Raw genomic sequence first — 24,773 nt, 5'->3', positions numbered from 1 at the left:
CGCGCCTGGCGCGGCTTGGCCCCTGGCGAGCCAGGCTGGCGCACGGGCGCAGGAGGCCCTGCCTCCGCAGCAGCCCCCGGCGCTTGCCCGGGCTCGCACCCGGTGGCGGCAGGCTGTGCCTCCGCCGCCGAAGGTGCAGCGACCGTGGTGGCATCGCCACGGTCGCTCAGTGCCGGCGCAGGGGCCTCAGCAGCTACGCTGCGGGCCTGCCCTGCGCCGGGCGCGAGCACGCCAGCACGCTTGCGGCGCCGCTTGCGCTTGCGTTTGGCTGCGGTCGGTTGATCCGCAGCCATGGGCTCTGCTGCCGGGCCTTGCGGCTCAGCCGGCAGCAGAGCCTGGTGGGCCGCCGCAGCTTGCTCGGCGGCCTGCACTGCAGCGGTTGCTTGCGCGCCAGCCCGCTGTGCACTGCCCTTATCATTCGCAGCAGCATGACTCTCCTGCGAATGCCCTTCTTCCCCACACCAGCGCTCGCCTGGCTGTGGCTCATCTCCTACCACACCTGCCAAACCATCATGCTCCAGACTCGTCTCTCTCAGCTCATTGCCCGTTATGCTCTCTGATCGCTTGCTCTTCCTCCGTCTTCTCCTCTTCTTCCGAATACCCGAAGAAGAGGGTGAGGAAGTCACCAAGTCAGCATGTTCATCGTCATTCGAAGATGACGATTCTACTGAAGGTTGAGACACCAGAATTCTGTCAGACTCAGCCAACGTAGCAGATCCCTGCTCCATACCATGGGAGGTACGACCTGCCACATTTCTCGCAGATTCAGAGGGTCTGGCAGTAACAGCACGTGTCTCCAAGCCATCCCGTTGATGCTCCATCCGTTCATTCGTTCGCCCGCTCACGCTTGAACCTGCATCGTGGTCAGCCTGTCCACCAAGCTGGCGACAGCTGCGGCAGGCTCCACGCCTGGCTACGGGACCTGCCCGCTTTCCGGTTCTGCGCCGGAATTCGGACATCGGCCGCTGTTGTCCGCAATACATACACGTTTTGCTCAGTCGCGCTTCTTGTTCCGTCTTTCCTTGCCGGAAAGGGGCTGGACCCGTCTCCATGTTGTCACCTCGGTTCCGTATGAATCCGGTTTCTTTCTATTGTATCACATCTGCTCGCGAACACCCTCATGGCCATAGGCCTGATAATCTTTCGAATTGTACTCCTGAGTCTGTTCACTGCATTCGTGAAGAATGTGTTCCACATATTCCAATATATCCTGCATCGGTCTCCCGCATTTTTCGCATGTTGTCATTATATTCACCTTAATCCTGTTATCCATAATGTATTATCGTTCCGCCTTATGATTACCCCTCATACATGAAAAAGAAACACTCGTTCCCCACATCCAGCATATCTGTATAGACGAAAAAACCGCTCCCTGCTCTCCCCTAAGGTCGACCAAGAAACGGTTTATTATTCCTGTGTTGGAAATACATCTTAACGAACGTCCAGTTGACCCGAGTTCTGTTGTGGGACGAGACGTGGTTTGGGTTTTGGCAGATTGCCAAAGATGACCCATGCATATGGAACAAACCTTGCCGTCAATCCAACGACGATCCACGAAGCGATCAGAGCTACACCGAATCCTCCGGCATACCACAGATGCACTAACCACGATACTCCTGTTTGAGGTGGATAATTACGATACACCAGCAGGAAGAATGGATGAATCAGATAGATGCCAAAGGACAATGCCCCAAGTCGATTCAGCGGCTTGACGATGAGTGACGGCCCTTTTCGATAGAGCAGATAGGCAATCTGGATAAGTACCAGCGCACAAGCAAAGGTATGCACATTCCAGAAGAATTCATACCACAGTGTGTTATACGTTGCGATCTTCAGACGCAGCAGATAATAGATATACACATGGCCAAGTCCAGCAATGATCCATACCGCCCAGAGCAGAATCCATGAAGCTACGCGTCCTTTGGTAGCATTGGCCCGGCTGATGACGAACCATTGCTTGATTTTAGGGAAATATACCCCGATAAAAGCACCTAGCATGAAATAAGAGAAGTATGAGAACGCCCAGCTTCCCTTGTTGGGTACCTGGAATCCATATTTATTACTTACGATGAATGCCCATTGAATCAATAGTCCAATCGGAACAGACCATTTCACCACAGAAGGATATTTCTTAAGCAACCATAACACCAATGGGAATAACAGATAGAATTGCATGTTAATAAACACAAAGTACAGATGTGTATAGGCCTTACCTGTAAACAATTTCGTGATAAAACTTACTGCTGATTCATTAAACGGACGGCCCTGATAATGCGTGAAATGCAGCAACACAAAATACATTAATGAAAACAGGAAATACGGAAGCAAAATATACACAAATCTTTTCTTGTAGAAGTTACTCACGAGTTTCTTGTCCAGCGGACGGGAATAATAGTTATAGAACAATACGAAACTGCTCATAAAAATAAAGGTTGGCGTACCATATTTCATAAAAATATTAATAAAGTTGTACAGCCAGTAGTAGCCTGAGCCCGTCATGTCCACCGTCGCGTAGGACGTAGAATGCACGCTGAGTACGCCGATAATTGCCAGGGCACGCACCAGATTCAGCTCTGGAATTCGCTCTCTTTTCAGTGTTTCACTCATGTTTACGTTTCTCCTTAATGTGTTCGTCAATAGGTCAGATATGACTTAATACAATAAAGCTCTCTATCTATTAAAAGCCATAATGCTTAAGATGGATAGTCCATTTTCTTAACAATTCCTAAATTTTCAACACATTTCACACTATTTTCATGTCTATATATGTAAAAAAGACCGCGAGTACGCGGTCTGTGGAACATCCTGCTCTCAATCAAATGAATATTGGATCAACCGGATGAGAATGGTAAATTTGGGTTTGGGCATGATCACGCCCCTGACTGAGTCTACTTCCCACGACTCGCCAGAATCTGTTTATACACGTCGATCGCTGCCTGTCTCGATGCCTTCAGATCAACAATGGCATCCTTGCGCGGCTGATGGATGTCCTTGCTGTGCAAGTCTTTCAATTCAGGCAACCACTTGCGAATATAATCACCTTGCGGATCATACTTCTCGGATTGCGTTACTGGATTGTTCACGCGAAAATACGGAGCCGAATTCTCACCAAGCGAGGCACACCATAGCCAGTTACCACGGTTTTGAATGTTATCATAGTCACTCAGCTTGCGCCTGAAATAGGCTTCACCCAACGTGAACGGGCATTGCAGGTTTTTGGTGAGAAACATCGCCGTGAGAATCCGGAGCCGGTTCGGCATATGTCCGGTTTCATTCAGTTCCGTCATCGCTGCATCAATAATCGGAATGCCTGTCTCCGCCTTGCACCACCGTTCAAAGTGATCATCATGGAGAGCCGAGAGATCGTACACCTTTTCATATGTAAAATAGTGACTCTCATAGACCGCCCGATACAGATAGAAGTCGCGGAAGCACAACTGCCTGATCCATTCCCCAGCCTCAGCCGTGCGACTCGCCGCATCGTACATCTTGCGGATAGACACTGCTCCCACCGCTACGTAAGAACTGAGATGACTCGGCTCGTAAGCCTCATATTCATCTCGATGATCCCCATATTCAGCAATTCGATCCAACAAAAATTGATCCAACAGCAGATGCGGGTCCTCGTCATTCGAACCACTGCCCTCCAGCAACTCAGGAGGTACCTGCATTGCATCCGGCCATTCAATCTGACGATCACTCACCTTCAACTCTGCAACCGTTGTTGCCGAAGGAGGGTTGGGATGTTCATTCATGAATTCCACCCACCGCCGATGAAAAGCCGCAAATACCTTATAAGGCTCCGACTTGCCTGTAAAATGGGCAAATCCATTCAGATCCATCAGCAGATGATCCGTCAGTTGTGTGAACGTAACCTCACGTGCCTCACTGACTTTGCGTATGGCCCTATCCCGCTCGATTGCATATGGCGTCATGTCTCGATGGACCACAATCTCGTCAATCTCACCTTTGAATTCGTTCAGGATGAATTCAACCACTTCAGACGGTTTGCCGTAAGCAACATGCAGTTTTCGTTTGGCTTCAAGATACTGTCTGCCTAATTCCGCTGCATGCTGCCTAAAATTCACACCGCTGTGTTCCTTCTCTCGGCCTTGCCGCAGGAGGAATGCATCATAGATGAGAACATGCACACTCTCTTCTTGGTGTTCCCGCAAATAATCGAATGCGACCAGATCATCCGTACGCAAGTCTTTGCGGTGTATGAATAGCTTCATGCCTCACCCTCCTGTCTGAACTTACATTTATTTATTTGTCTGTCAGGTTCTGATATAACCTGCTTGTTTCCGGTTCCGGCTGATGTCCCAGATCCTCATTTAATGTCAATGTAAATGAATGATATAAACGAAGTATGCCTTGTTGATCATCCATGGATGCATACACTTCCATCATGAGTCGGCAGATTTCTTCCGAATAAGGCTCCCGTTCCTGCAACATCATTAATTGCTCAATCGCTTCCTTGCCACGACCATGCTCCATGTCCCATCTCGCGATATCCATAACCAGCCCTGTATACTTGCGTCTGAGTTCCCTTGCTTTGGCCTGCGCCCAATGATAATCATGCTCTTCCAGATAATCGGCACGATAAAGCGGAATCATATGCCTCAAGTCATCGACATTGACTGATGTAATGACGTTGTAGACCATGGCTTTTTCAAATTGATCCACATCACTGACCAGATTGCCTGATAACAGACGATAACGGTTCATATTGTACTCCAGCTTGCCTGTCATGTTCCATTCCTTAAGCAACTTTCGAATCTGGTACACGGAAGTATGTAGATGGGTTAATCCCTTTTCCTGGAAAACGTCACCCCATAGCTTATCCAGCAGAATCTCCTTGCTTACCCATTCTTCCCTGTGATGAAACAAAAAAGCAAACAATTCCTGCGATTTGGTTGTGCGCCACTTATGTTTCTTGGCACCCTGATCCAAACTTCTGTAGATATCCAGATGTTTGAACGTGAGCAGCCCCGGAACTTCAGTATCCATCTCCACAGATACAGGTTCCAATTCCTGTACCTCGGCGGTGGCTGCAACTTGGGAATTATGCGACATTATGCCTGCAATTCGATCAATGGTTTTGGCCAATCGGGTGGAACTTACCGGTTTCAGTACATAATCCAGTGCATGCAGCTCGAATGCTTCCACTGCATGGTCCGCATAAGCCGTCACAAAGATAATACGAATACCCTGATCCAATTGCTGTATATATTCAGCCGCTTCCAGGCCATTCATCTCCGGCATTCCGATGTCCAAAAACACAACATCCACACGTTCGTTTGCCAGAAAATGAAGACCATCACGGGCTGTTGAAAAACATTGCACGGGTGTAATCCGTCCGTCTGTTCGTAGTAGGCGCTCCAGATGAAGCTGCGCCGGCTTCTCGTCATCGATCACAATGGCTCTCACCGTTCTTTCAGCCTCCTGCCATGAAAGATTCAATAGGAATACCGATTTTATCGGCATCCGCTTATTAGGGCGTGTCTCAAAACTCGCTGAAGTGCATCTTTTACCGCCTTTTCGCCCCCTGCTGCGTCACTTTCCCTTGACGTGCCTCGGCACACTAATTGGAATAATCCACCTTTTGCACAGGGATACGGAATCGGATCTGCGTGCCTTTACCCATATGGCTATGAATCTCCAGTCCCTGACCATAGAGAGACATCAGGCGACGGTTTATATTTTGCAGCCCGACACCTCCTGGACCTTCGGTTCGTCCAGAGTTCACCTGAGCCATCCGCTCAGGGGGGATACCGACACCATCATCCTGAACCTGAACAACAACGTGCTCGCTCTCTTTGAAAATTCTAAGCTGAACTGTCCCACCTGCTGCCCGCTCCATCACACCATGGCGAATGGCATTCTCCACAAGCGGTTGAATACTGAGAGGCGGCAGATACAGATGCACGTCCGGCTCCACCTCATACTGAACCACCAGTCTTTCCTCAAATCTGGCCTTTTCCAGATGCACATAAGACTCCACCAATTCCAGCTCTTTGGTCAAAGGAACAAGCTGTTCCCTGTTCTGGAAGTCAAAGCTTCCGCGCAGGTAATGACTCAATTCAATCAGCAGATCAGTTGCTTTGTCCGGATTCACTGCACAGGTAGCGATAATGACATTGAGTGCATTATATAGGAAGTGTGGCTTGATCTGGGCCTGCAAAAAGGCCATTTCGGTCCGAATAGCTTCCTGCACAGAACTCCTCATCTCAATCAACGTCCGAACTCTGGCGCGCAATTCACTGGCATCCACTGGTTTGCTCAGGAAGTCATTGGCTCCCGCCTGGAATCCGTGTTTGATATCCTCAGGCAACCCTCGGGCGGTCAGCATCAGAATCGGTAACTCAGACAAGGAACTGTGCTCGCGCAGTTTGCGACATAACTCAAGCCCGGACATCTTAGGCATCATCCAGTCCGTAATAACAAGATCAATGGACGGAAATTCTTCACGGAGTTTCAATGCAGTGAACCCGCTGTCCGCTGCAAGCACACGATACCGTTCCGTCGATAATAGATTCAGCAATACCTGTCGATTCACGGGATCATCGTCTACAATCAGAATCGTGTGCTCCGCTTCCGGAAGATCATCCGGCTCATCGGACTCTCTTGTCACAAGCTCCTTCGCCCCTGCCCCTTGAGCAGCAACATATCGGGCGGCAGCTGGTTTCGAATGAGATTGCAGCAGCGGCAACTTCATAACAGGCAGGGTGAAATGAAAAGTCGAACCTTGCCCTGGCTCCGATTCAACCCAGATCTCACCACCGCCAAGCTCAACGAGTTTTCGCGTAATACTCAGACCCAGTCCGGTTCCATTATTCAATCGCTCAATCGTGCCGTTACTCTGTTCATACGCCTGGAAGATATCCTCCTGCTTGTCCAAGGCAATGCCTACCCCTGTATCAGCGACCGATACCTTCACCCAATCCCCTTCAACGCTGGCGTACAATCGAATCTCACCCTGCTCAGTGTACTTATAGGCATTACCCAGCAAGTTATACAGAACTTGCCTTAGGCGATCTTCGTCTGCCTCAACAAGTGGCAAGGACTGGGGCCATTGTTGAATCAATATAACCGGCTTGTCCTCAAACGTGAAACCCGAGACTTCAACTACAGTACGGGCAACCGATTCCAGATCTACAGCTACCCGTTTCAACTCAATCTCACTATTTTTTAATTTGGCAAAATCCAAAATATCGTTAACCAGCAGTGAAAGGCGCTTACCGGTTGAAGTAATCATGGACAGATTTTTGGCTTGCTTGGGCGTGACTGCTCCAGCCGCCCCTTCCAGCATGGATTGCGCAATATTAATGATGCCGTGCAGCGGAGTTCGCAGCTCATGAGACGTGTTCGCCATGAACTCGTCCTTCAGGCTGTCGATGGCAAGCAAACGCTCCGACAGGGCTTCCACGTCACGGAATGATTGTGCAAAGCGGATTGCGGTCACAATCATCTGGGCAAATACAAATAATAAAAGTTCAATCAGCGCAAAGAACGCTGTGTCTAGGGTAGTGAACGCGCCAAGCGTATACAACACAACAACCATGAGTATGCTCATCATACTCACGAGTGCAAAGTGGCTATCATTCGGTCGTCCTTTCAACCAATAGAACATGGCTCGCAGCGTATAGAACATGACAACAAGCGAGATCAGCAACATGGGAAGCTCAAGAGACGAGAAAAGCGTCGGAGGGAGCGTAATACCCACAATGGTCTGGGTAATGATTAGCACTACAGCCAGACGAACAAACCACTGATGAACTGCTCCTGGCACACGGGCATCCATATATCGAAGCAAAAAGTAATAGGCAAAGGCTGAACTAAGGAGCTGAATCCGAAGTATCTCATTATTAGTCAGGAACGGTACCAATGTTCCCAGTAACTTCTCCCCATGTGTCAGAGCGTATACCGCACCAGAAAGGCTGAATAATCCGAGAAAATGATGCTCCTTTTCCGTACGTCGTAATCTGAACAGAAGTAGAAAAAAGGCGGCTGGCAAGACAAAACCGAATAAGGCCATCAGATCCTTGAGCCAATCTTGTTGCTGACTTTTCAGAATACTATGCTCGTCTCCGAACAAAATGGGCGCCACAATGCCCCCAGACGAGTAACTATAGTTTGATACCTGAATGATAATGTCAGCCGTGTTACCCTCAATGGACGTGAATCCTGTAAAGGGCAGATTTAATTGTATATCTGTCGCCTTGGTCTTTCCTGGTAGCCCTTTGCCGCCAATCTCTTTACCATCGATAAATACCCGGTGGGCCATGCGAATATTCTGTGTGCGTATACCATAATCATTTTTCATCGTCCGGGGTGTAAGCCGAACTTGCAAATGATAGGTTCCATACCCATGTGCTTCCCCCAGAGATTTGTTCCATCGGGCCGGGACCTGAGTGCCAGACGAAGCCGGCAATGGCTTACGACCAGATACACTCGCTTCAATATCTGCCGGGCTCAGTAACTGCCCAGGGTAGAAATCCCAAACACCCTTTAGAGACGCTGCACCCTTGCGATCAAAGTCCCATTGGGTCAGGTCAATTTTTCCCTCTGTAGCCTGAGGGTTAATCCGCTCGCTAATTAACGTCTGGGCGATCCAACCCAGTGGAACAATGACAATGCATATGAAGCTTATGGTCAGCATAATCCAGTGTTTTCTCATCTATGTATTCCTTCCATCCACAATGGCGAGAGACGTCTAATTTTGTCGATTTATCACTATAATTCATGTTACACGTTTCTGGTGCTCACGGAAATAGTTTCCGTATCATAATCGATCAACTTCGTTATAATTTGAAGGATTTCTATCTGTTTCCGTAAGATCTTGGTATACCAAGGAACCCCAAGCCGAATTTCACCGGAATGAACGGGCGAAATGGCCTGGGGTTGATTGAATGAAGATTTATTTAACAACTTGGGCAAGCTTCTGAACGATTCCGGCCCATCCCTGTTCCATACGTTCGCGTACGATAGCGTGAGCCTGTCCAAACTCGGTCAGTTTATCCGCATCCCAACCGCTGTGAATCAGTGTGAAATCCGTACCTTCGGGCTGTTCATTCAGTTGGAACATCAACGTCCAGTCCTTACCCCAGCGAAATGAAAGCTTGTGCAGCGGAAGAACTTCCGTCACCTGACATGGTGATTGGCCGAAGGGGCCTGCTTCCAATATAAACTCGTGACCTTCCACGGGTTCCAGATGGCCTGGCATGAACCAGGTTTTCAGTCCCTGCTCGGTCGAGACCATCTCCCACACTTTCTCTACAGGTGCATGGAGCATAAGTTCCTGTCGGATATCTGGCAGTGCACTTGATGAACTTGATGATGAATCTATTCGAATCACCTCCTTATCCATTTCATTTCGTATAACTACCCGAATAGAAGTTGACCTCCGCTTTATCCACACCCTATAATTGGAACATATTACATATAAGGTGCGTGATTCCTATGATAGTCTGCTCTGAAAAATCCAATTCCAACCGTTGCCGGAGGGGATAATCCTGCTCACTTCCCTTCCACGTTTTCATTTTAATACATTAGAATGTGGGGGACACCTATACTATGTCATTCAGTTATTACGGTCCATTATGCACCGCCGTTTATGATCTAACGAAACCTGTGGGACACTCCTTGGGAGGAGATATTGAATTCTATCGCCATTATCTTCAGTACTGCAAAGGACGTATCCTGGAAGCCATGTCTGGTTCTGGCCGAGTGCTCGTTCCGTTGCTTGAAGCTGGGCTAAAAGTAGATGGCCTTGATTACTCAACAGATATGATTGACTCTTGCCGTTCTCGTTGTATGGAGCGGGCATTGCCCATACCTGAGCTGTTCATTGCCGATCTGGAGAAGCTTGACCTTCCATATCGATACGAGGCAATTATCATTCCCGGAGGTTCTCTGCTCCTCATCCAAGACAGACAGGCGTCGATTAACGCATTGCGTAGTCTCTTTCAGCATTTAGAACCTGGCGGCAGGCTCGTGTTTGATCTGTTTCTGCCCGATGTGACCCAGCCCTCTTCGGTAGAAACATCAACCGTTTCATTACCCGATGGTGATACGATTACAGTAGAAGTGAAAACCATTGAAGTGAACCTTCTACACCAATATAAAGTGAGTCTGATTCGCTACGAACAATGGCATCAGGGTGCTCTTGTTGCTACGGAGCTGCAACAACTCACCCTACGTTGGTACGGCATAGAAGAGTTACGCCTAATTCTCGAACACATTGGTTTCTCTGACATTAAAGTGTACGCCGACTTTAACCCGGATCAGCCACCCACGCAGTCGAATCAAAAATTCGTCTATGAAGCGACTCGAAGAGCGTAGTCATCAGTAATTTAGTCTACATGCTTCTCATCAAAGATAAGGCCACAGCATGAGGTTTAACCATGCTGTGGCCTTTTTTTACTATATATAATTTAGAGAAAATTAATATCCACGAGAATATTGCTCCGCAATGGCAGCTTGATCCTTGCTGACACCCAGTTCCAGAGCGGCATGGTTCGCCCAGTACGGGTCACGCAGCATGCCTCTACCAACCGCGACCAGATCCGCATCGCCGTTGCCAATAACCGCTTGAGCCAACGCTGCATCCTCCAGCATACCTACTGCGATTACAGGAACGTTCAGTTCTTCACGGAAACGACGGGCAAATGGTACCTGATACCCCGGATAGTTCCCCGGTTTCCGCTGTCCGGAAGGACCTTCGCCACCTGAACTGATATGGAACATGTCCACGCCTGCATCTTGGTAGGCACGAGCGATATTGATGGTGTGGTCGATGTCGTATCCACCATCCGCGTATTCTACAGCCGAAATCCGCAAAATCAGCGGCATATCTGCTGGCATTTCTTTTTTCACTGCACGAATGACTTCAACGCCAAAACGGGACAGATCCTGCCCATATACATCCTCACGATGGTTCATCAGCGGGGAATGGAACTGGTGGATCAGATATCCATGTGCGCCATGCAGCTCAATGGTATCCACTCCAGCCTGTACTGCGCGGCGAACACCGTCTGCGAACTTCTGCACCATGGCTTCTACCTCTTCCGTACTTAACGCGCGTGGTTCCTTGTACTTTTCTCCCGGGAATGTAACTACCGATGGGGCAACCGGCTGCGGAGCATCCTCTGCTTTTCGTCCTGCATGTGCGATCTGAATAGCTACTTTGGAGCCGTAGGCATGGATTCCATCTACAAGTTTGGTGAAGGCGGGCACATGCTCATCTGACCATATCCCCAAGTCATTGTCGGTAATACGTCCATCCGGATCTACATCGGTCATCTCAATTACAATCAGTCCTGTTCCTCCAACCGCACGGCTCACATAGTGAACCTGATGCCAATCGTTCGGAATGCCGTCCTTCGCAGTGACAGAATATTGGCACATCGGTGCCATGACGACACGGTTATTTAATTGCAGACTCTTGAATTGATAAGGGGAAAATAATTGTTCAGTCATTGATGTTACATCTCCTGTTCCATGATCATGATATATATGAAGCCTTACTTATTTGTCTAAGTCCGAAAACAGTTTTCCATTCTTGCCGTAATTGTCCTTCTCCAAATCCTCAATGAAGATAAAGACTTTGCTCGGATCAACATCCAGTGTCTCACAAGCCACCTGAGTCATACGTTCAATCAACTGACGTTTCTGCTCAACCGACTTGCCTTCCAGTACCTTAACCGTGATAAATGGCATGTCTTGAACACATCCTTTCTTCATCATTTATTATGAACCTGACGTATAGAAACACAAGTACGTACATTTTTGTGCCTTGGTACCCTTTTTGGTACTTAGTCATCCCCACATTTCGGTTCTGCTCCATTCTGGAAATGACTGCAAAACATGATATGATAACCATAGAGAACCACAGGAAATACTATACCCATAAAGAAATAAATCCAAGCTAAGGAGCGATTACCGTTGAAAGATATATTAATTCAAAGATTGAGTACTTATGTTCAGATGGATACCCAATCCGATGAAAATAGCGAGACATGCCCTTCAACACCCGGCCAACTGGCCTTGGGCAAACTGCTCGTTGAAGAATGCACCTCCATTGGTCTGCAAGATGTAACGATGGATGAGAACGGTTATGTCATGGCTACACTGCCATCCAATACCGACAAGGATGTTCCCGTAATTGGTTTCCTGGCTCACCTCGATACAGCCACCGACTTTACTGGAAAAAATGTAAAACCACAGGTTATTGATAACTATGACGGTGCTGATATTGTGCTGAACTCGGAACTGGATGTAGTACTGTCCAACAAAGATTTCCCAGAACTGCACGAGTATAAGGGCCACACGCTGATCACAACCGACGGTACAACATTGCTTGGTGCAGACAATAAGGCAGGCATTGCTGAGATCATGACGGCGATGGCCTATCTGATTGAGCACCCGGAAGTGAAACACGGTAAGATTCGGGTTGCTTTTACCCCGGATGAAGAGATTGGCCGTGGACCACACAAGTTTGACGTAGCTGCTTTTGGAGCCAAATATGCTTACACAGTTGATGGCGGACCACTTGGCGAGCTGGAATACGAGAGCTTTAACGCAGCTGCCGCCAAAATTACAGTACGAGGCACCAATGTGCATCCCGGAACAGCGAAGGATAAGATGGTGAACTCTCTGAAAATTGCGATGGAATTGAACCGACGTCTGCCTGTGGAGGAAGCTCCTGAATTCACGGACGGTTATGATGGTTTCTATCATCTGTTGTCTCTGGAGGGTGACGTTGAGCTGACAAAGATGAGCTACATCATCCGTGATTTCGACAGGGAGAAGTTTGAAGAGCGCAAAACAATTCTGCTCCATATCGCAAACGAACTGAAGACCAAGTATGGGGAGAAAAGCATCACGGTTGAATTGAATGACCAGTACTATAACATGCGCGAGAAAATCGAACCCGTACGCCAGATCGTCGACATTGCTCATGAAGCCATGACTCGACTGGATATCGAACCTGTTATTCGTCCCATCCGGGGAGGAACAGATGGTTCCCAACTATCCTATATGGGCATGCCAACACCAAATATCTTCACTGGTGGTGAGAACTACCATGGCAAATTCGAATATGTATCGGTAGACAATATGGTGAAGGCCACCCGTGTCATTGTAGAGATCGCTCAATTGTTCGAACAACGCGGAGATATCTAATTCACTTGAAGTGCAGTGCACAGAGAGCACCCCTTGGTATATTCGGGAGGGTGCTCTTTGTTGTGCCGTATTGATTTTATTCTGTCGCGTCATGTCGCTTAGATATGCAGGCTTGGTCTTACTTTTAAAATACCATCACTCATATATATTGCCTCCTGCGATGACACGCAACTGTTCCAGATCACAGATCACTAGCTTCCGCTGCACTTTGCGAATAATATCTCGATTACACAGATCTTGAACAACTCTATTAAGATGTCTATAGCTGGTGCCCAGCATATCCGCCAGTTCGGTGAGCTTGGAGGTCTGGATCTCTTCCGAAGAAGACTCGTCCTGGCCCATTGTGGACAACAGATAGCTGGCAAATCGGCTCTCGACCGGATATAACATATTCAGACTCGACAGGTTGGAGAAGGTATACAATTTGTGCGTAACTTGACTCAGCATAAAGTGGAGAAACTTAGGGTTCTCTGCATACGTATTCTGGAGAGCGCGATAGCTGATACCCAGCAGCAGGCTTTTGCTCACCGACTCTACCGTATTCATAGCCCCCTTGCCATTTACCAGTTCCAAATCTCCCACAAGCGCGAGTGGTGTACTGAAACGAAGCAACAGAGACTTGCCGTTAGGCAGGGTGGTATAGATCTTGAGCTTGCCCTGCACGAGAAAATATAATCGCTCGGGTAGTTCACCTTTGGCACATATCATCTCGCCCTTTGCAGCCTCAAGTAGTCGCAACTCAGCGAGTGCAGACTCGTCCAGCACCTGATCGAGCCCATTCTCACGGGCGAGTTGCCGCACAAGTCCAAAGTCCATAATTTCCTTCATTCCTACTTCCCCTCCGTTGTCGTATATAACGTATGCAAAAGGACATATGTCCCATAATTGATATACACTCGTACAAATATCTTGATATAAAAATAGTTACAACTAACACTTATATCCAGTAAATCAGTTCACATGGTAAATATTTAAAAATTTAATCATAAAATGTTCATTCTTTCATGCAAAATGCCGTTCACGAAAAGCCCTTCCTGTCCGATGAAAGATAGAGCATTCCATAGATCGATAATATATTACATTCAAATATTGAAAGGATGGTCCTCTTCCATGAACGTTGTAGATGCCCTGCTTAAAGTAATGCCTTATATCAGCCTGATCCTCAGAGAACCAGCTAGTTTAACTCTTTATGATCACGAAAAAGTATTAGAGGTCATTATGACAGATAAATTTGATCTTGGTTTTGAAAAAGGAATGACACTCTTGGAATCGTATCAAAACTTTGCCATCTTAAAAAATGGAAGAGAAGCTACTCTCTCTACTCTCTCCAAGGAAGTTTATGGTATCGAACTGGATATTTTGAACATTCCGATCTTTGATGATCACCAGAAAGTTGTTGCTGTTTTCTGTGTATCATACGACCAATCCAATCAGAACCAACTTGAAGATATTATACAAGAAAATCAAACCATCAATGGTAACCTCGTTGATATGGTACAGCATGTCGCCGCTCATGCCGAAGAATTGCAAGCAACCAGTGAACAGATCTTGCAGAACACACGACTTGCTGTTCAGAATTCTTCCCAAATCAACAAAGTAGCCGGGTTCATTCGTGAAATCTCTGAGCAAACCAACTTGCTTGGCCTGAATGCCGCTATTGAAGCCGCTCGCGTTGGTGAAGCTGGTGCTGGCTTCGGCGTGGTTGCTTCCGAAGTACGCAAACTCTCTGTGGATGCCAAACAAGCTACAAGTGATATCGATACCAGTCTGAGAGATGTACAACAGGTCATCAAACAGATGGAAGTTGAAGTCTCCCAGATTGCAGCCTCTTCACAGGAACAAGCAACACTTGTAGCATCCTTTACGGATGTGATTGAGCAGCTTAATGAAACAGGGGAACGAATGAAAACTCTATCCGAACAACTGATCAGTTATTCGGTTAAAAAGTAATCAAAATATATCTTTTGATCAACTCTGTCTAGTGCAAAGATACATTTTATATGCAACAAACAGGACTCGGGTTGCCCATGATGGATAATCCAAGTCCTGTTGTTTGTTGTGCACATTTTATATAACCAACTACGTTCAGATGAAATCTTAATTGGCTACATGAATTGATTTATCTCCAATAACTTCTTCTTCCGACTGCCAGCATTCCACTTCACCTGGAATATGAATCCGGTCCCGGGTAAAGACGGGATCACGTCCTTCAGCCTTTTGTTTTTTGTAGTCCTTCAACGCTTCGAAAGTCACCTTGGACAGCATCAGAATTGCAATCAGGTTCACCACCACCATGAGCCCCATGAACAGGTCAGCCAAATCCCATACCAGCTGCACTTTGGCTACCGCACCAAACACCACCATCGCAATAACGCAAATGCGGTATACCCACAGCCAAACTTTGCTCGATTTGATAAACTCAATGTTGGTTTCTCCATAGTAATAATTTCCGATTAGTGTACTGAAGGCAAACAGGAACACCATAACCGCCAAGAATCCCGATGCCCATGAACCCATATGTACACTTAATGCAGCCTGAGTTAATTCAATGCCACCCAGATCGGAACCTTTGTACACCCCGGATAGCAAAATAATCATGGCTGTGCTTGTACATATCACTAACGTATCTGTCAGCACGCCAAATGCCTGAATAAGTCCCTGTTTCACCGGATGTGTTGCATCCGCCGTTGCAGCAGCATTCGGGGCGCTACCCATTCCCGCCTCATTGGAGAACAATCCGCGTTTCACACCGTTCATCAGTGCAGCACCTAACGTTCCGCCAGCCACCTGTTCGATGCCGAAGGCATTTTTGACGATCAACGCAATCATGGCCGGAAGCTGGGTTATGTTCGCCAGCACCACAAAAGCCGCTACTCCAATGTACAATACGGCAAGTACAACAACGATGTATTCCGATGCTTTTGCAATCCGTTTGACACCGCCCATGATAATTCCTGCAAATATCACAGCCATAATGATACCCACCGTTAACCGATCCGTGCCGAATGAATTCTCAAATGCAACGGTAATCGTATTGGACTGCACCGCATTAAAGACTAAACCGAATGACAATGTAATGAGAATGGCAAATAAAATCCCCATCCAGCGTTTGCCCAACCCACGTTCCATATAATACGCCGGACCCCCACGGAATCCGCCCTTATCCTTCACTTTATAGATCTGAGCCAACGTACTCTCCACAAAACTGGAGGCTGACCCGATAATTGCAATGATCCACATCCAGAATATAGCCCCAGGTCCACCCAGTGCGATAGCCAGTGCAATACCGGTAATATTCCCTGTACCTACACGGGCCGCCATACTAATACAGAACGCCTGAAAAGGTGAAATTTTGTCTGGTTCCTTGCTTTTTGGCTCTAGAAGCACCTTCACCATATCTCCAATCATGCGGAATTGCATGAATCGGGTCTTGGTGGTGAAGTATATACCACATACTACCAATAGTATAATTAACACTTTGGACCATAGAAAATCATTGAAAATGCCGACAATATCTTGTATTGTTTGCTCCATCGGTATGCCCCTTTTTATGGTGTATTTCAAGTACAGAGATGGTCACGTGAAAAGTTTGTACCATTCTGCACAACACTAGCCCGAGACTTCGGGATGTTACTTATACTACAAGGGCATCTACGGAAACCGACAAATACCTACATGCAATTCCTACATTTATTTTAAAAATGGGCTTTGATCGCCCAATCATTGTCATTTAACCTGACATGTCAGGTTCTATACAAGAAGGAAAGGAACGATTACACTGGAACGAGAGTTCACCATTCGCAGAGAAAGGGAATGACTGACATGCGTTATTTTATCGTGGATGATGATCCTGGCGTTCGTTCCATGTTGATGGATATTATTGAGGATGAAGGCCTTGGCGATATTGCCGGGGAAGCTGAGGACGGAGCACATATTCACGCAGAACTGTTAGAGCTGCATAAGGTGGATGTACTGCTGATTGATCTGCTGATGCCCCAACGAGACGGGATTCAGACTGTGCGGGCGCTTGAAGGAAGGTTCGAGGGCAAGATCGTCATGATCTCTCAGATCGAGTCGAAAAATATGATCGGAGAGGCCTATTCACTAGGCATTGAATATTATATTACGAAGCCGATTAACCGGTTGGAGATTCTATCTGTTCTGCGGCTGGTGAGCGAGAGGCTTCGGATGCAGCAATCCATCGCAGATATTCAGCGGACATTGCAGGGATTGTCCGGTTTGCATCCTAACGAGCGCACTGCGGCTCCGGTTCCGGACAAAACGATTACTACAGCAGGACATTTCCTGCTGTCCGAGATGGGCATGATCGGCGAAGCGGGCAGCAGGGATCTGCTGGACATGCTGGAATATCTGGAGCAGGTAGAGACAGATGAGCATAAGCTGTCCCCCTATACGTTCCCATCCCTCAAAGACATCTTTCAGAACGTAGCGGTACGCAAGCTGGGAGAGAACGCCTCGCTCGCGGAGGTTAATAAGGAGATCAAGGCATCGGAACAACGGGTTCGCAGAGCCATCTTCCAGACACTGAGCCATGTGGTTTCACTGGGGTTAACGGATTATACACATCCCAAGTTCGAGAACTACGCATCCAAATTTTTCGATTTTACCGAAATTCGCAAGAAAATGCTGGAGCTGCAAAACAATGTGGAGCCTTCCCTGTCCCAGACACGCATTAATACGAAAAAGTTCGTACAGGTGTTATATTTGGAAGCCAAACGATTGCTGCATTAAGCAGATACATGATGGATACGTTGCAAAAACAAACGGGCATGAATACTACGCCGGTAGGATACCTCCTCTTCAACTGAGGCTGTCCATACCGGCTATATTCATGCCCGTCTGTACGATCAAGCGTTACAATCTATGTGATTTGTTCCGTGTATAAAATTAAAATCGCTTTGGGTTCAAGCCCGTGAATGGTTTCGGCTAATTCGGTTATACTCATTAATCAATTCGTCCAATGCCATAGACTGCCGAATTACATCGGGATGCCCAAGACCACCCTTGTTATGCTCTACCAGCATATGAAGGTTATGTCTGGCCTTCTCTATTTTATTTTTCAAATCCAAACTCATAACCATGACCCCTGATACCTCCTTATTCTGTGAACCATTTTAGTTTTTCCTGTCAATCTATAGTTGGATTAACATATGGCATAGGAGACAAGGATGTTTTGTATTCTTCTCCAAATTTTGATAAAGATTATTTTATCACACAAGAGCTTATCCGAAAATGGCTGATATGACGCAATTTTAGTGGTATTATCGAGGGCTTTATTCTAGCGTCTGGCCTCATCATTCACGGCCAGAATGGATTGTGTCGTAAATGTGTATATTGAAAAAACAAAAAGTCTATTGGTTCAAAAGGTAATAAAATCCCTTTCCATAATGGGGTCATTCAGGTACAATAGGGCGATGTGTGTGTCCGGACCCGGCGGATACAAATGATGTAATTTAGAGGACGGCCAACGACGGCCATTGATCCTGATTTGATATTATTGGAGGCTTATCATCACCATGCAGACCGATTCACAGACTAAAGTCAAAATTGTTAACGCCGATCCCAGCGCAATGGGATTATTTGGGTTGGCTATCGTAACCCTGGTCGCTTCTTCCCAAAAGCTTGGCATTACAGAAGGACTTAGCTACGCTATTCCTTGGGCGATCTTTTTGGGTGCTTTTGCCCAGCTATTCGCATGTATTCAAGATTCCAAACGTAACAACACCTTTGGCACAACGGCTTTTGGCGCGTACGCATTCTTCTGGTTTGCCATGGCTGCCAACTGGATGATCAAAATGGGCGTATTTGGCTCCACTCTCGCTGAACAGGCCGATGGCAAGCAGCTCGGATTTGCTTTTGCCGGATACCTTGTATTCACCCTGTTCATGACGATCGGTGCTATTGAAGCGAATAAAGTATTGCTTATCATCTTCATTCTGATTGACTTCCTGTTCCTTGGCTTGACCTTTGACGCTTTCGGCGTAGCTCCTCACATTTTCCACACCATTGCAGCATACGCTGAACTGGCGATCGGAATTGTGTCCCTGTATGGTACAGGTGCTTCGGTACTGAACGCTCACTTCGGCTATACGTTCTTGCCGATCGGCAAACCGTCCGGCATTTTCAAGCCCAAGGCTTAATATACAGCAGCAAACCGCCAGCGCGCCGGTCCGCGCCTGGCGGTTTTTTTGCAGTCCAACTTCATTTGAATATGTATCAGACCGACACCTATACTAGGGATAATAGATCAGAAATAGACCCTGCAACACCTGAAACGAAATGTCACAGCAGCCATACTGTCAGGAGGAAAAAGCATGAGAGAGATACCGAAACCTACGGAGATGGATCAGGTGGAGAAAAAATATGTGCGCGAAACACGTTGTTTCAAGACGGCACGGGTGTTCCCAACCGATGTCAACAATCATAATACGCTATTCGGCGGCAAGCTGATGTCCTACATTGATGATATTGCATCCATCGCCGCTTCCAAGCTATGCCGGGTCAATACCGTAACGGCTTCAACCGACTCTGTCGATTTCCTGTACCCGATTAATCCAACGGATTCGGTTACGCTTGAATCGTTCGCGTCCTGGACAGGACGAAGTTCCATGGAGATTTTTGTGAAGGTGATTCGAGAGGATCTGAAGACCGGAGAGAAGAAAATTGCAGCGACTGCATTTCTGACCTTTGTGGCCTTGGACGAAAATAATCGGAAACTGATTGTACCTCGTATCATCCCCGAGACGGAAGAAGAGAAGAAACTATACGAGACCGCTCCGGATCGGGCGGCCATGCGGAAACAACGACGGGAAGAAAGCAAAAAATTCGCTGACTTCCTGACCGTTACTTATCCTTGGGAATAAAAACATGTTAATCCAACAGCATACGCTCGTGAATAGTCCGACCCTTCTGCCCTGGTTCAATCAGCAGACGGGTCGGTTTGATGTTAATCAGTGCCGTAAGCTGCTCTCCCATATAATGCGCAGAATACTTGAATCCAATCTCCGCCCAGTGCATAATCACGCCCACCGTAGCAGATACCAGATAACTTAACATGATGTCATAATTAATGGTTTGCTCGCTATCTTCGGTCACTAATACAAAATCTTCGGTTAAGTACGTTCTAAACATATTGCATAGTCGGGAACCCATATCTGAATGCATCGTTATTAATGCACGGAAAATATCCTGATGGGCCTCAATATATTCAAATACAGGCATCGTGGATGGCAGCAATGCAGTCATGTCCACTTCTTTGAGCTGTGCGTATGGTTCTGCATAAGCTCGCCCCACTCCCTGCATGAAATCATCCAGAATGAACTGTAATAACTCCGGTTTGCCGGGAAAATGTAAATAGAAGGTTCCCCGGTTGTAATCCGCCCGCTCCGTGATGTCCCGAATGGTTAAAGCGTCTGCTCCTTTCTCCAATATCAAAGAAACCGCCGCAGCGATGATCGCATCCTGCGTTCTTCGTGCTCTCCGGTCCTGAGGATGTTCGATGATCAACATTTTCGCCTCCTTTGTTCATTATTGTAATATAAATGAACACCGCTTACATCTCTGTCCGATAGCTGACATATGCGCTGTCAATGATTATTGTCACACGGCTATGTATATCTTAACATTGAGAAAGGAACGATAGACGACAGGTTGAAACTTTTTTTGAAGAACACCTGCCAGTAATGAATAAGGAGCGGATATATCATGAGTACATCCTATACACATACAGCCGTTATTACAGGAGCAGCCGGAGGCATTGGTAAAGAATTGGCACGCCGCCTCGCTGAGCGCAAAATCAACTTGGTTCTGGTGGACCTGAATGAAGAAGCTATCCAGCAGACAATTACCGATCTGAACCTCGACAAAGAGCACGTAATCGCCGTAAAAGCGAACGTATCCCAAGAAGCAGACGTGAAAAACTATGTGCAAAAAGCACTGGATGCGTTTGGCCGAATCGATTATTTTGCCAACAACGCCGGGATTGAAGGTCCAACAGGACTGATCGAAGACCTGAGTGTTGAAGCACTCGACACTGTATATAACGTCAACATTCGTGGGGTATTCCTGGGTCTGCAAAATGTCATTCCAGTAATGAAAAAACAAAAATCCGGTGCGATTCTAAATACCTCTTCTCTCGCGGGTCTGATGGGTGCACCTGCTGTATCTCCATATATTATGTCCAAACATGCCGTGGTTGGCCTCACGCGTACCGCTGCAAATGAACTTGCACCTTATAATATTCGGGTTAATGCTGTATTGCCAGGTACAATCAACACACGCATGATGCGCCAGATTGAAGCCAATTCCGGTAACGTGGAAGATTATCAATCAGCAACGGTGTCCAGCATTCCAATGGGCCGTTATGGCGAACCGGAAGAAGTTGCTGCGGTGATGAACTTCCTGTTGTCCGAAGAAGCATCCTATGTAACAGCTTCTCTCTACACCGTAGACGGCGGCATGATGGGTCAATAAGAAGCTGTACACTGTAGGATGGTTCCGATAGAACTTCAATTCCATCCTTAGAAAAGTTATACCGACAGGTGTTCCCGAAGGAATGCCTGGTCGCTACAATCTAAAAAAGACCTCAACACCACAGTATTGTGGAGTTGAGGTCTTTTTGACAGTACAACACTTGCCATGCATTAGGCTGCATCTGTGAGATTTCACTTTTGAAACAGCCATTTAACGCCTCGTTGCAACTTGTGATTACTCTAACGAATCTAGGGCACCTTATATCGGCTAAAAGCGCTTATTTCCCGAACTAAGGAATCTCAGACACGCTAACTTCACAGAAATGCTGCAATTGCACCAAAAAGTCCTAAAATCCAGAGAATAACGTGTCAGAGATTCGTTACATTCCCAATCGAGCGAGAAATACCCGTATAAGGCGTGTCAGGTTCGTTAGATTTTGCCTACACTTAACTTAATCGACGTACCCCGCGTGACCCTTGTCCATCAGATAGTCCATTTCAGCATCCAGAATGCCTTCCACGGTCAATTCGTCCAGCTTCACATCTTTACGACTAAGGATGTAGTCAGCCAGATCATCGCCATCAATATCCACATCGTTACCTTTGGTATTTTCGTGCGCCTTGTTGATGTACGCCTGCTCATGCTTCAATACAAGAGCGATGTTCGCCTGGCTTGCCTTCGTTTTATCTGCAATATATTGCATCATTTCTTGTTCATTAATTGCGTTTGCTTCTGCCACGTTCAGTTCATCTCCTTGATTCATACATACTGTTGCCATTGTAGCATAGGTTAACCCATTACAGGCAGAACTTATGCCTGACGAACGATTATAGAGCGGTAGCGAAGGTTAGTGTGGAGCCGGCTCATCACTCTGCCCCTACGACAACTGCACGTAAAATGTAGCACCCTCTCCCACCACACTTCGGGCGTACAACTCTCCTTTGTGCTGATCCACAATGGAACGAGCAATCGCCAGACCCAGGCCATGTCCACCATGTTTGCGGGCTCTGGAAGAATCCGTACGATAGAATCGATCGAAGATCCGATCCAGATGTTCCGGTGCAATGCCGTCACCTGTGTTGGACACAGCCAGCATGACATCATTATTCTGTTTCTGGAGGGTGACGTTCACCGACCCTTTGGGACCGGAATACTTCACAGCATTATCGAGCAGGATCAGAATGACCTGTTTAATCTGCTCACTGTTCCCATGAACCGTAAGATTCGGCTCAATGTTGTAATCAAGGGAGATGTTTTTCTCAAAAATAACGGCCTCCATTGGTAAAATAATACTCTCTACAGCATCGCTCATATTAAACTTCGCATGAATCATTGTGGAGCGCGAGTCGTCCATCTGTGTCAAATAGAGCAGATCATTCGTAAGTCCGGTCATGCGCTCGGTTTCCGACTTGATATAGTGCAGCCACTTCGCCTGGTTCGCTATCGTATCCTCCTGATTCGCAAGCAGTACGTCGGTATTGGTACTGATGATCGCCAGAGGTGTCTTCAGCTCATGTGAAGCATCACCGATGAATTGTTTTTGCTTCTCAAACGCTTCCCTGACTGGCGCAATGGAGCGATTCGCAAAATAACGGCTCAGGAAGTAGATCACAATCAACATGATTAATCCAACAACAACAAATGTATAGATCAGATTCGTAAGAATACCTTGTTGCGCCGTCACATCAATGAATACGATCATATGCCCGGTACCACTCGAATCAACCACATAGGCCCAGTCCGTTCCATCCAGTGCAAATTGTCCAGTATGCCGTTCCGAATCACTAACTTTATTCTGGTCAACCTTTTGCAGCGCCTCCGTATAAAACGTATCTTCCATATCAAATTGAGAATGCGTATCCGTAACCTTCCACTGGTCATCCGTCTTGATCATGAACGAAACGGAACGTGCCGGAGGTGAGTTGGGATCACCCCACGGTCTTCCATTATCACCACCCATGGCATCGGAGAGCAACGAACCTGAATTTGAACCTGTACCAGAGTCCGTCCCCGTCCTCCCATCTTCCCCACGCTGCATCTTGGATGAATTATAAGGACCGTGGTAGAAATCAGACATCTTGTACAACTCCATATTTGTCTCACGTTGCACATTCTGATACGTAATCGTATAGATCGTAACAAATGCCACCAGCATCAAAATGGATATGGAGACCAGATTCACGATCAGGAATCGATTTCGGAGTTTCTTGAACATCAGGACGTCACCTCAAGTACATACCCGACACCCCGAATCGTGTTAATACGGACGGCAGAGTTCAGGAAGGTTAATTTTTTGCGTAAAAACGAGATGTACACCTCCACATTGTTATACTCCACTTCCGAATCAAATCCCCATAACTTCTCAATAATCTGCTCTTTGGAGGTAATCGCCTGTTTGCGGGCAATCAACAGCTCCAGCAGCTCATTCTCCTTCAGATTCAGCTTGATCTCCTTCCCCTGAACGCTCAGCTTCAACTGCGTTGTGTTCAGCTCAATGTCACCGAATTTCAGTCCGTCCTCGGGAACCACTTCGCCCTTCCGCCTTAAGGCTGCACGAATCCGCGCCAGCAATTCCTCTGTGGCAAAGGGCTTGGCGATATAATCATCGGCACCATAATCGAGTCCTGTGACTTTGTCCGATAGTTCACCTTTGGCTGTAAGCAGAATGACAGGGGTATGATTGCCTTCACTACGGAGTTTCTTCAGGACGGTAATCCCGTCCATCTCCGGCATCATGATGTCGAGCAGTAACAGGTCGTAGATACCGCTCTGCGCATAATCGAATCCTGATCTGCCGTCGTGGACCATGTCCACGGAGTAGTTGTTTTTTTTCAAAATCTGCGATACAGCCTCTGCCAAATGAACCTCATCTTCCGCAATTAATATTCTCATCCGTTCTTCATTCCTCTGCATGAATTGGTGTCGATATCTTGTATCTATTATACCAACGATTATATCAACGTAACCTTGAAACAATCTTAATTCATTATTTTTAGAGAACTGTTAACGGAATGTAAAAAAAGATTAGCGGAATGTAAAATTATTTAAGATTCATTCAAGGTTGAAGCTCTAAGATACAGACATGGAAGCAATAC

Annotated in this window: 21 protein-coding genes and 1 pseudogene; 7 read left to right on the top strand and 15 right to left on the bottom strand. The window is 46.9% G+C overall.

The window, feature by feature from the left end; all coding sequences use genetic code 11:
* The 6 genes and pseudogenes from D829_RS31860 to D829_RS0124970 all read right to left on the bottom strand — a co-directional run.
* Positions 1–1,052 (bottom strand): annotated as a pseudogene (locus D829_RS31860) (hypothetical protein); the annotation flags it as partial.
* Between the two features lie 379 nt (positions 1,053–1,431).
* Positions 1,432–2,607 (bottom strand): acyltransferase, encoded by a 1,176-nt coding sequence (locus tag D829_RS0124990; protein WP_017691649.1) that lies wholly within the window; start codon positions 2,605–2,607, stop codon positions 1,432–1,434.
* Between the two features lie 281 nt (positions 2,608–2,888).
* Positions 2,889–4,235 (bottom strand): deoxyribodipyrimidine photo-lyase, encoded by a 1,347-nt coding sequence (locus tag D829_RS0124985; protein WP_017691648.1) that lies wholly within the window; start codon positions 4,233–4,235, stop codon positions 2,889–2,891.
* A gap of 31 nt (positions 4,236–4,266) precedes the next feature.
* Positions 4,267–5,430 (bottom strand): response regulator, encoded by a 1,164-nt coding sequence (locus D829_RS0124980; RefSeq protein WP_017691647.1) that lies wholly within the window; start codon positions 5,428–5,430, stop codon positions 4,267–4,269.
* A gap of 154 nt (positions 5,431–5,584) precedes the next feature.
* Complete coding sequence (locus tag D829_RS0124975; RefSeq protein WP_017691646.1) at positions 5,585–8,680, bottom strand: ATP-binding protein; 3,096 nt, start codon at positions 8,678–8,680, stop codon at positions 5,585–5,587.
* Positions 8,681–8,920: 240 nt separating this feature from the next.
* Positions 8,921–9,370 (bottom strand): SRPBCC domain-containing protein, encoded by a 450-nt coding sequence (locus D829_RS0124970; protein WP_017691645.1) that lies wholly within the window; start codon positions 9,368–9,370, stop codon positions 8,921–8,923.
* A gap of 206 nt (positions 9,371–9,576) precedes the next feature.
* On the opposite strand from D829_RS0124970, the gene D829_RS0124965 reads away from it, so the two are divergent.
* Complete coding sequence (locus D829_RS0124965; protein ID WP_017691644.1) at positions 9,577–10,344, top strand: class I SAM-dependent methyltransferase; 768 nt, start codon at positions 9,577–9,579, stop codon at positions 10,342–10,344.
* Positions 10,345–10,446: 102 nt separating this feature from the next.
* On the opposite strand, the gene D829_RS0124960 is transcribed toward D829_RS0124965, so the two are convergent.
* Both D829_RS0124960 and D829_RS0124955 read right to left on the bottom strand, forming a co-directional pair.
* A complete protein-coding gene (locus D829_RS0124960) occupies positions 10,447–11,481 on the bottom strand; it encodes an NADH:flavin oxidoreductase/NADH oxidase (RefSeq protein WP_017691643.1) in 1,035 nt (344 codons plus the stop codon).
* A gap of 48 nt (positions 11,482–11,529) precedes the next feature.
* On the bottom strand, positions 11,530–11,721 hold the full coding sequence (locus D829_RS0124955; protein ID WP_017691642.1) for a 2-hydroxymuconate tautomerase family protein: 192 nt from the start codon (positions 11,719–11,721) through the stop codon (positions 11,530–11,532).
* A 225-nt stretch (positions 11,722–11,946) separates the two neighbouring features.
* Between D829_RS0124955 and pepT the strand changes: the two genes are divergently transcribed.
* The gene (gene pepT, locus D829_RS0124950; protein ID WP_017691641.1) at positions 11,947–13,185 is read left to right on the top strand and encodes a peptidase T; all 1,239 of its coding nucleotides are present in this window, start codon (positions 11,947–11,949) and stop codon (positions 13,183–13,185) included.
* A 135-nt stretch (positions 13,186–13,320) separates the two neighbouring features.
* On the opposite strand, the gene D829_RS0124945 is transcribed toward pepT, so the two are convergent.
* A complete protein-coding gene (locus D829_RS0124945) occupies positions 13,321–14,013 on the bottom strand; it encodes a cyclic nucleotide-binding domain-containing protein (protein ID WP_017691640.1) in 693 nt (230 codons plus the stop codon).
* 282 nt (positions 14,014–14,295) lie between these two features.
* On the opposite strand from D829_RS0124945, the gene D829_RS0124940 reads away from it, so the two are divergent.
* Entirely contained in the window at positions 14,296–15,135 is an 840-nt protein-coding gene (locus D829_RS0124940; protein ID WP_017691639.1) for a methyl-accepting chemotaxis protein, read from the top strand.
* Between the two features lie 147 nt (positions 15,136–15,282).
* Here D829_RS0124940 and D829_RS0124935 read toward each other — a convergent pair whose 3' ends face one another.
* Complete coding sequence (locus D829_RS0124935) at positions 15,283–16,719, bottom strand: alanine/glycine:cation symporter family protein (protein ID WP_017691638.1); 1,437 nt, start codon at positions 16,717–16,719, stop codon at positions 15,283–15,285.
* A 288-nt stretch (positions 16,720–17,007) separates the two neighbouring features.
* Between D829_RS0124935 and D829_RS0124930 the strand changes: the two genes are divergently transcribed.
* Positions 17,008–17,937, top strand: a complete 930-nt coding sequence (locus tag D829_RS0124930; RefSeq protein WP_017691637.1) for a response regulator — start codon at positions 17,008–17,010, stop codon at positions 17,935–17,937.
* A 173-nt stretch (positions 17,938–18,110) separates the two neighbouring features.
* Here the strand turns inward: D829_RS0124930 and D829_RS0124925 are convergent, their stop codons facing one another.
* Positions 18,111–18,287 carry an aspartyl-phosphate phosphatase Spo0E family protein gene (locus D829_RS0124925; RefSeq protein ID WP_017691636.1) on the bottom strand — a complete coding sequence of 59 codons (177 nt, stop codon included), beginning with the start codon at positions 18,285–18,287 and terminating at the stop codon, positions 18,111–18,113.
* A gap of 435 nt (positions 18,288–18,722) precedes the next feature.
* On the opposite strand from D829_RS0124925, the gene D829_RS0124920 reads away from it, so the two are divergent.
* Together D829_RS0124920 and D829_RS0124915 are read left to right on the top strand one after the other, a co-directional pair.
* Positions 18,723–19,346 (top strand): GPR1/FUN34/YaaH family transporter, encoded by a 624-nt coding sequence (locus D829_RS0124920; protein WP_017691635.1) that lies wholly within the window; start codon positions 18,723–18,725, stop codon positions 19,344–19,346.
* Positions 19,347–19,556: 210 nt separating this feature from the next.
* On the top strand, positions 19,557–20,069 hold the full coding sequence (locus tag D829_RS0124915; protein ID WP_026081401.1) for an acyl-CoA thioesterase: 513 nt from the start codon (positions 19,557–19,559) through the stop codon (positions 20,067–20,069).
* Positions 20,070–20,076: 7 nt separating this feature from the next.
* On the opposite strand, the gene D829_RS0124910 is transcribed toward D829_RS0124915, so the two are convergent.
* Positions 20,077–20,715: a TetR family transcriptional regulator gene (locus tag D829_RS0124910; protein ID WP_017691633.1), complete on the bottom strand. Its 639-nt coding sequence runs from the start codon at positions 20,713–20,715 to the stop codon at positions 20,077–20,079.
* Positions 20,716–20,910: 195 nt separating this feature from the next.
* Between D829_RS0124910 and D829_RS0124905 the strand changes: the two genes are divergently transcribed.
* The gene (locus D829_RS0124905; protein WP_017691632.1) at positions 20,911–21,678 is read left to right on the top strand and encodes an SDR family oxidoreductase; all 768 of its coding nucleotides are present in this window, start codon (positions 20,911–20,913) and stop codon (positions 21,676–21,678) included.
* A 451-nt stretch (positions 21,679–22,129) separates the two neighbouring features.
* Here the strand turns inward: D829_RS0124905 and D829_RS0124900 are convergent, their stop codons facing one another.
* The 3 genes from D829_RS0124900 to D829_RS0124890 form a co-directional block, all read right to left on the bottom strand.
* Positions 22,130–22,384, bottom strand: a complete 255-nt coding sequence (locus tag D829_RS0124900) for a hypothetical protein (RefSeq protein WP_036662235.1) — start codon at positions 22,382–22,384, stop codon at positions 22,130–22,132.
* A gap of 171 nt (positions 22,385–22,555) precedes the next feature.
* Entirely contained in the window at positions 22,556–23,893 is a 1,338-nt protein-coding gene (locus D829_RS0124895) for a HAMP domain-containing sensor histidine kinase (RefSeq protein ID WP_017691630.1), read from the bottom strand.
* Positions 23,893–24,570 (bottom strand): response regulator transcription factor, encoded by a 678-nt coding sequence (locus tag D829_RS0124890; RefSeq protein ID WP_017691629.1) that lies wholly within the window; start codon positions 24,568–24,570, stop codon positions 23,893–23,895. Before D829_RS0124890 ends, D829_RS0124895 begins: the two co-directional genes overlap by 1 nt.
* Positions 24,571–24,773 lie beyond the last annotated feature (203 nt).

The organism is Paenibacillus sp. PAMC 26794, from assembly GCF_000316035.1.
Classification (GTDB): Bacteria; Bacillota; Bacilli; order Paenibacillales; family Paenibacillaceae; genus Paenibacillus.
Note: the sequence above shows the minus strand (reverse complement) of the source record. Positions and strands in the feature narration are given on the sequence as shown.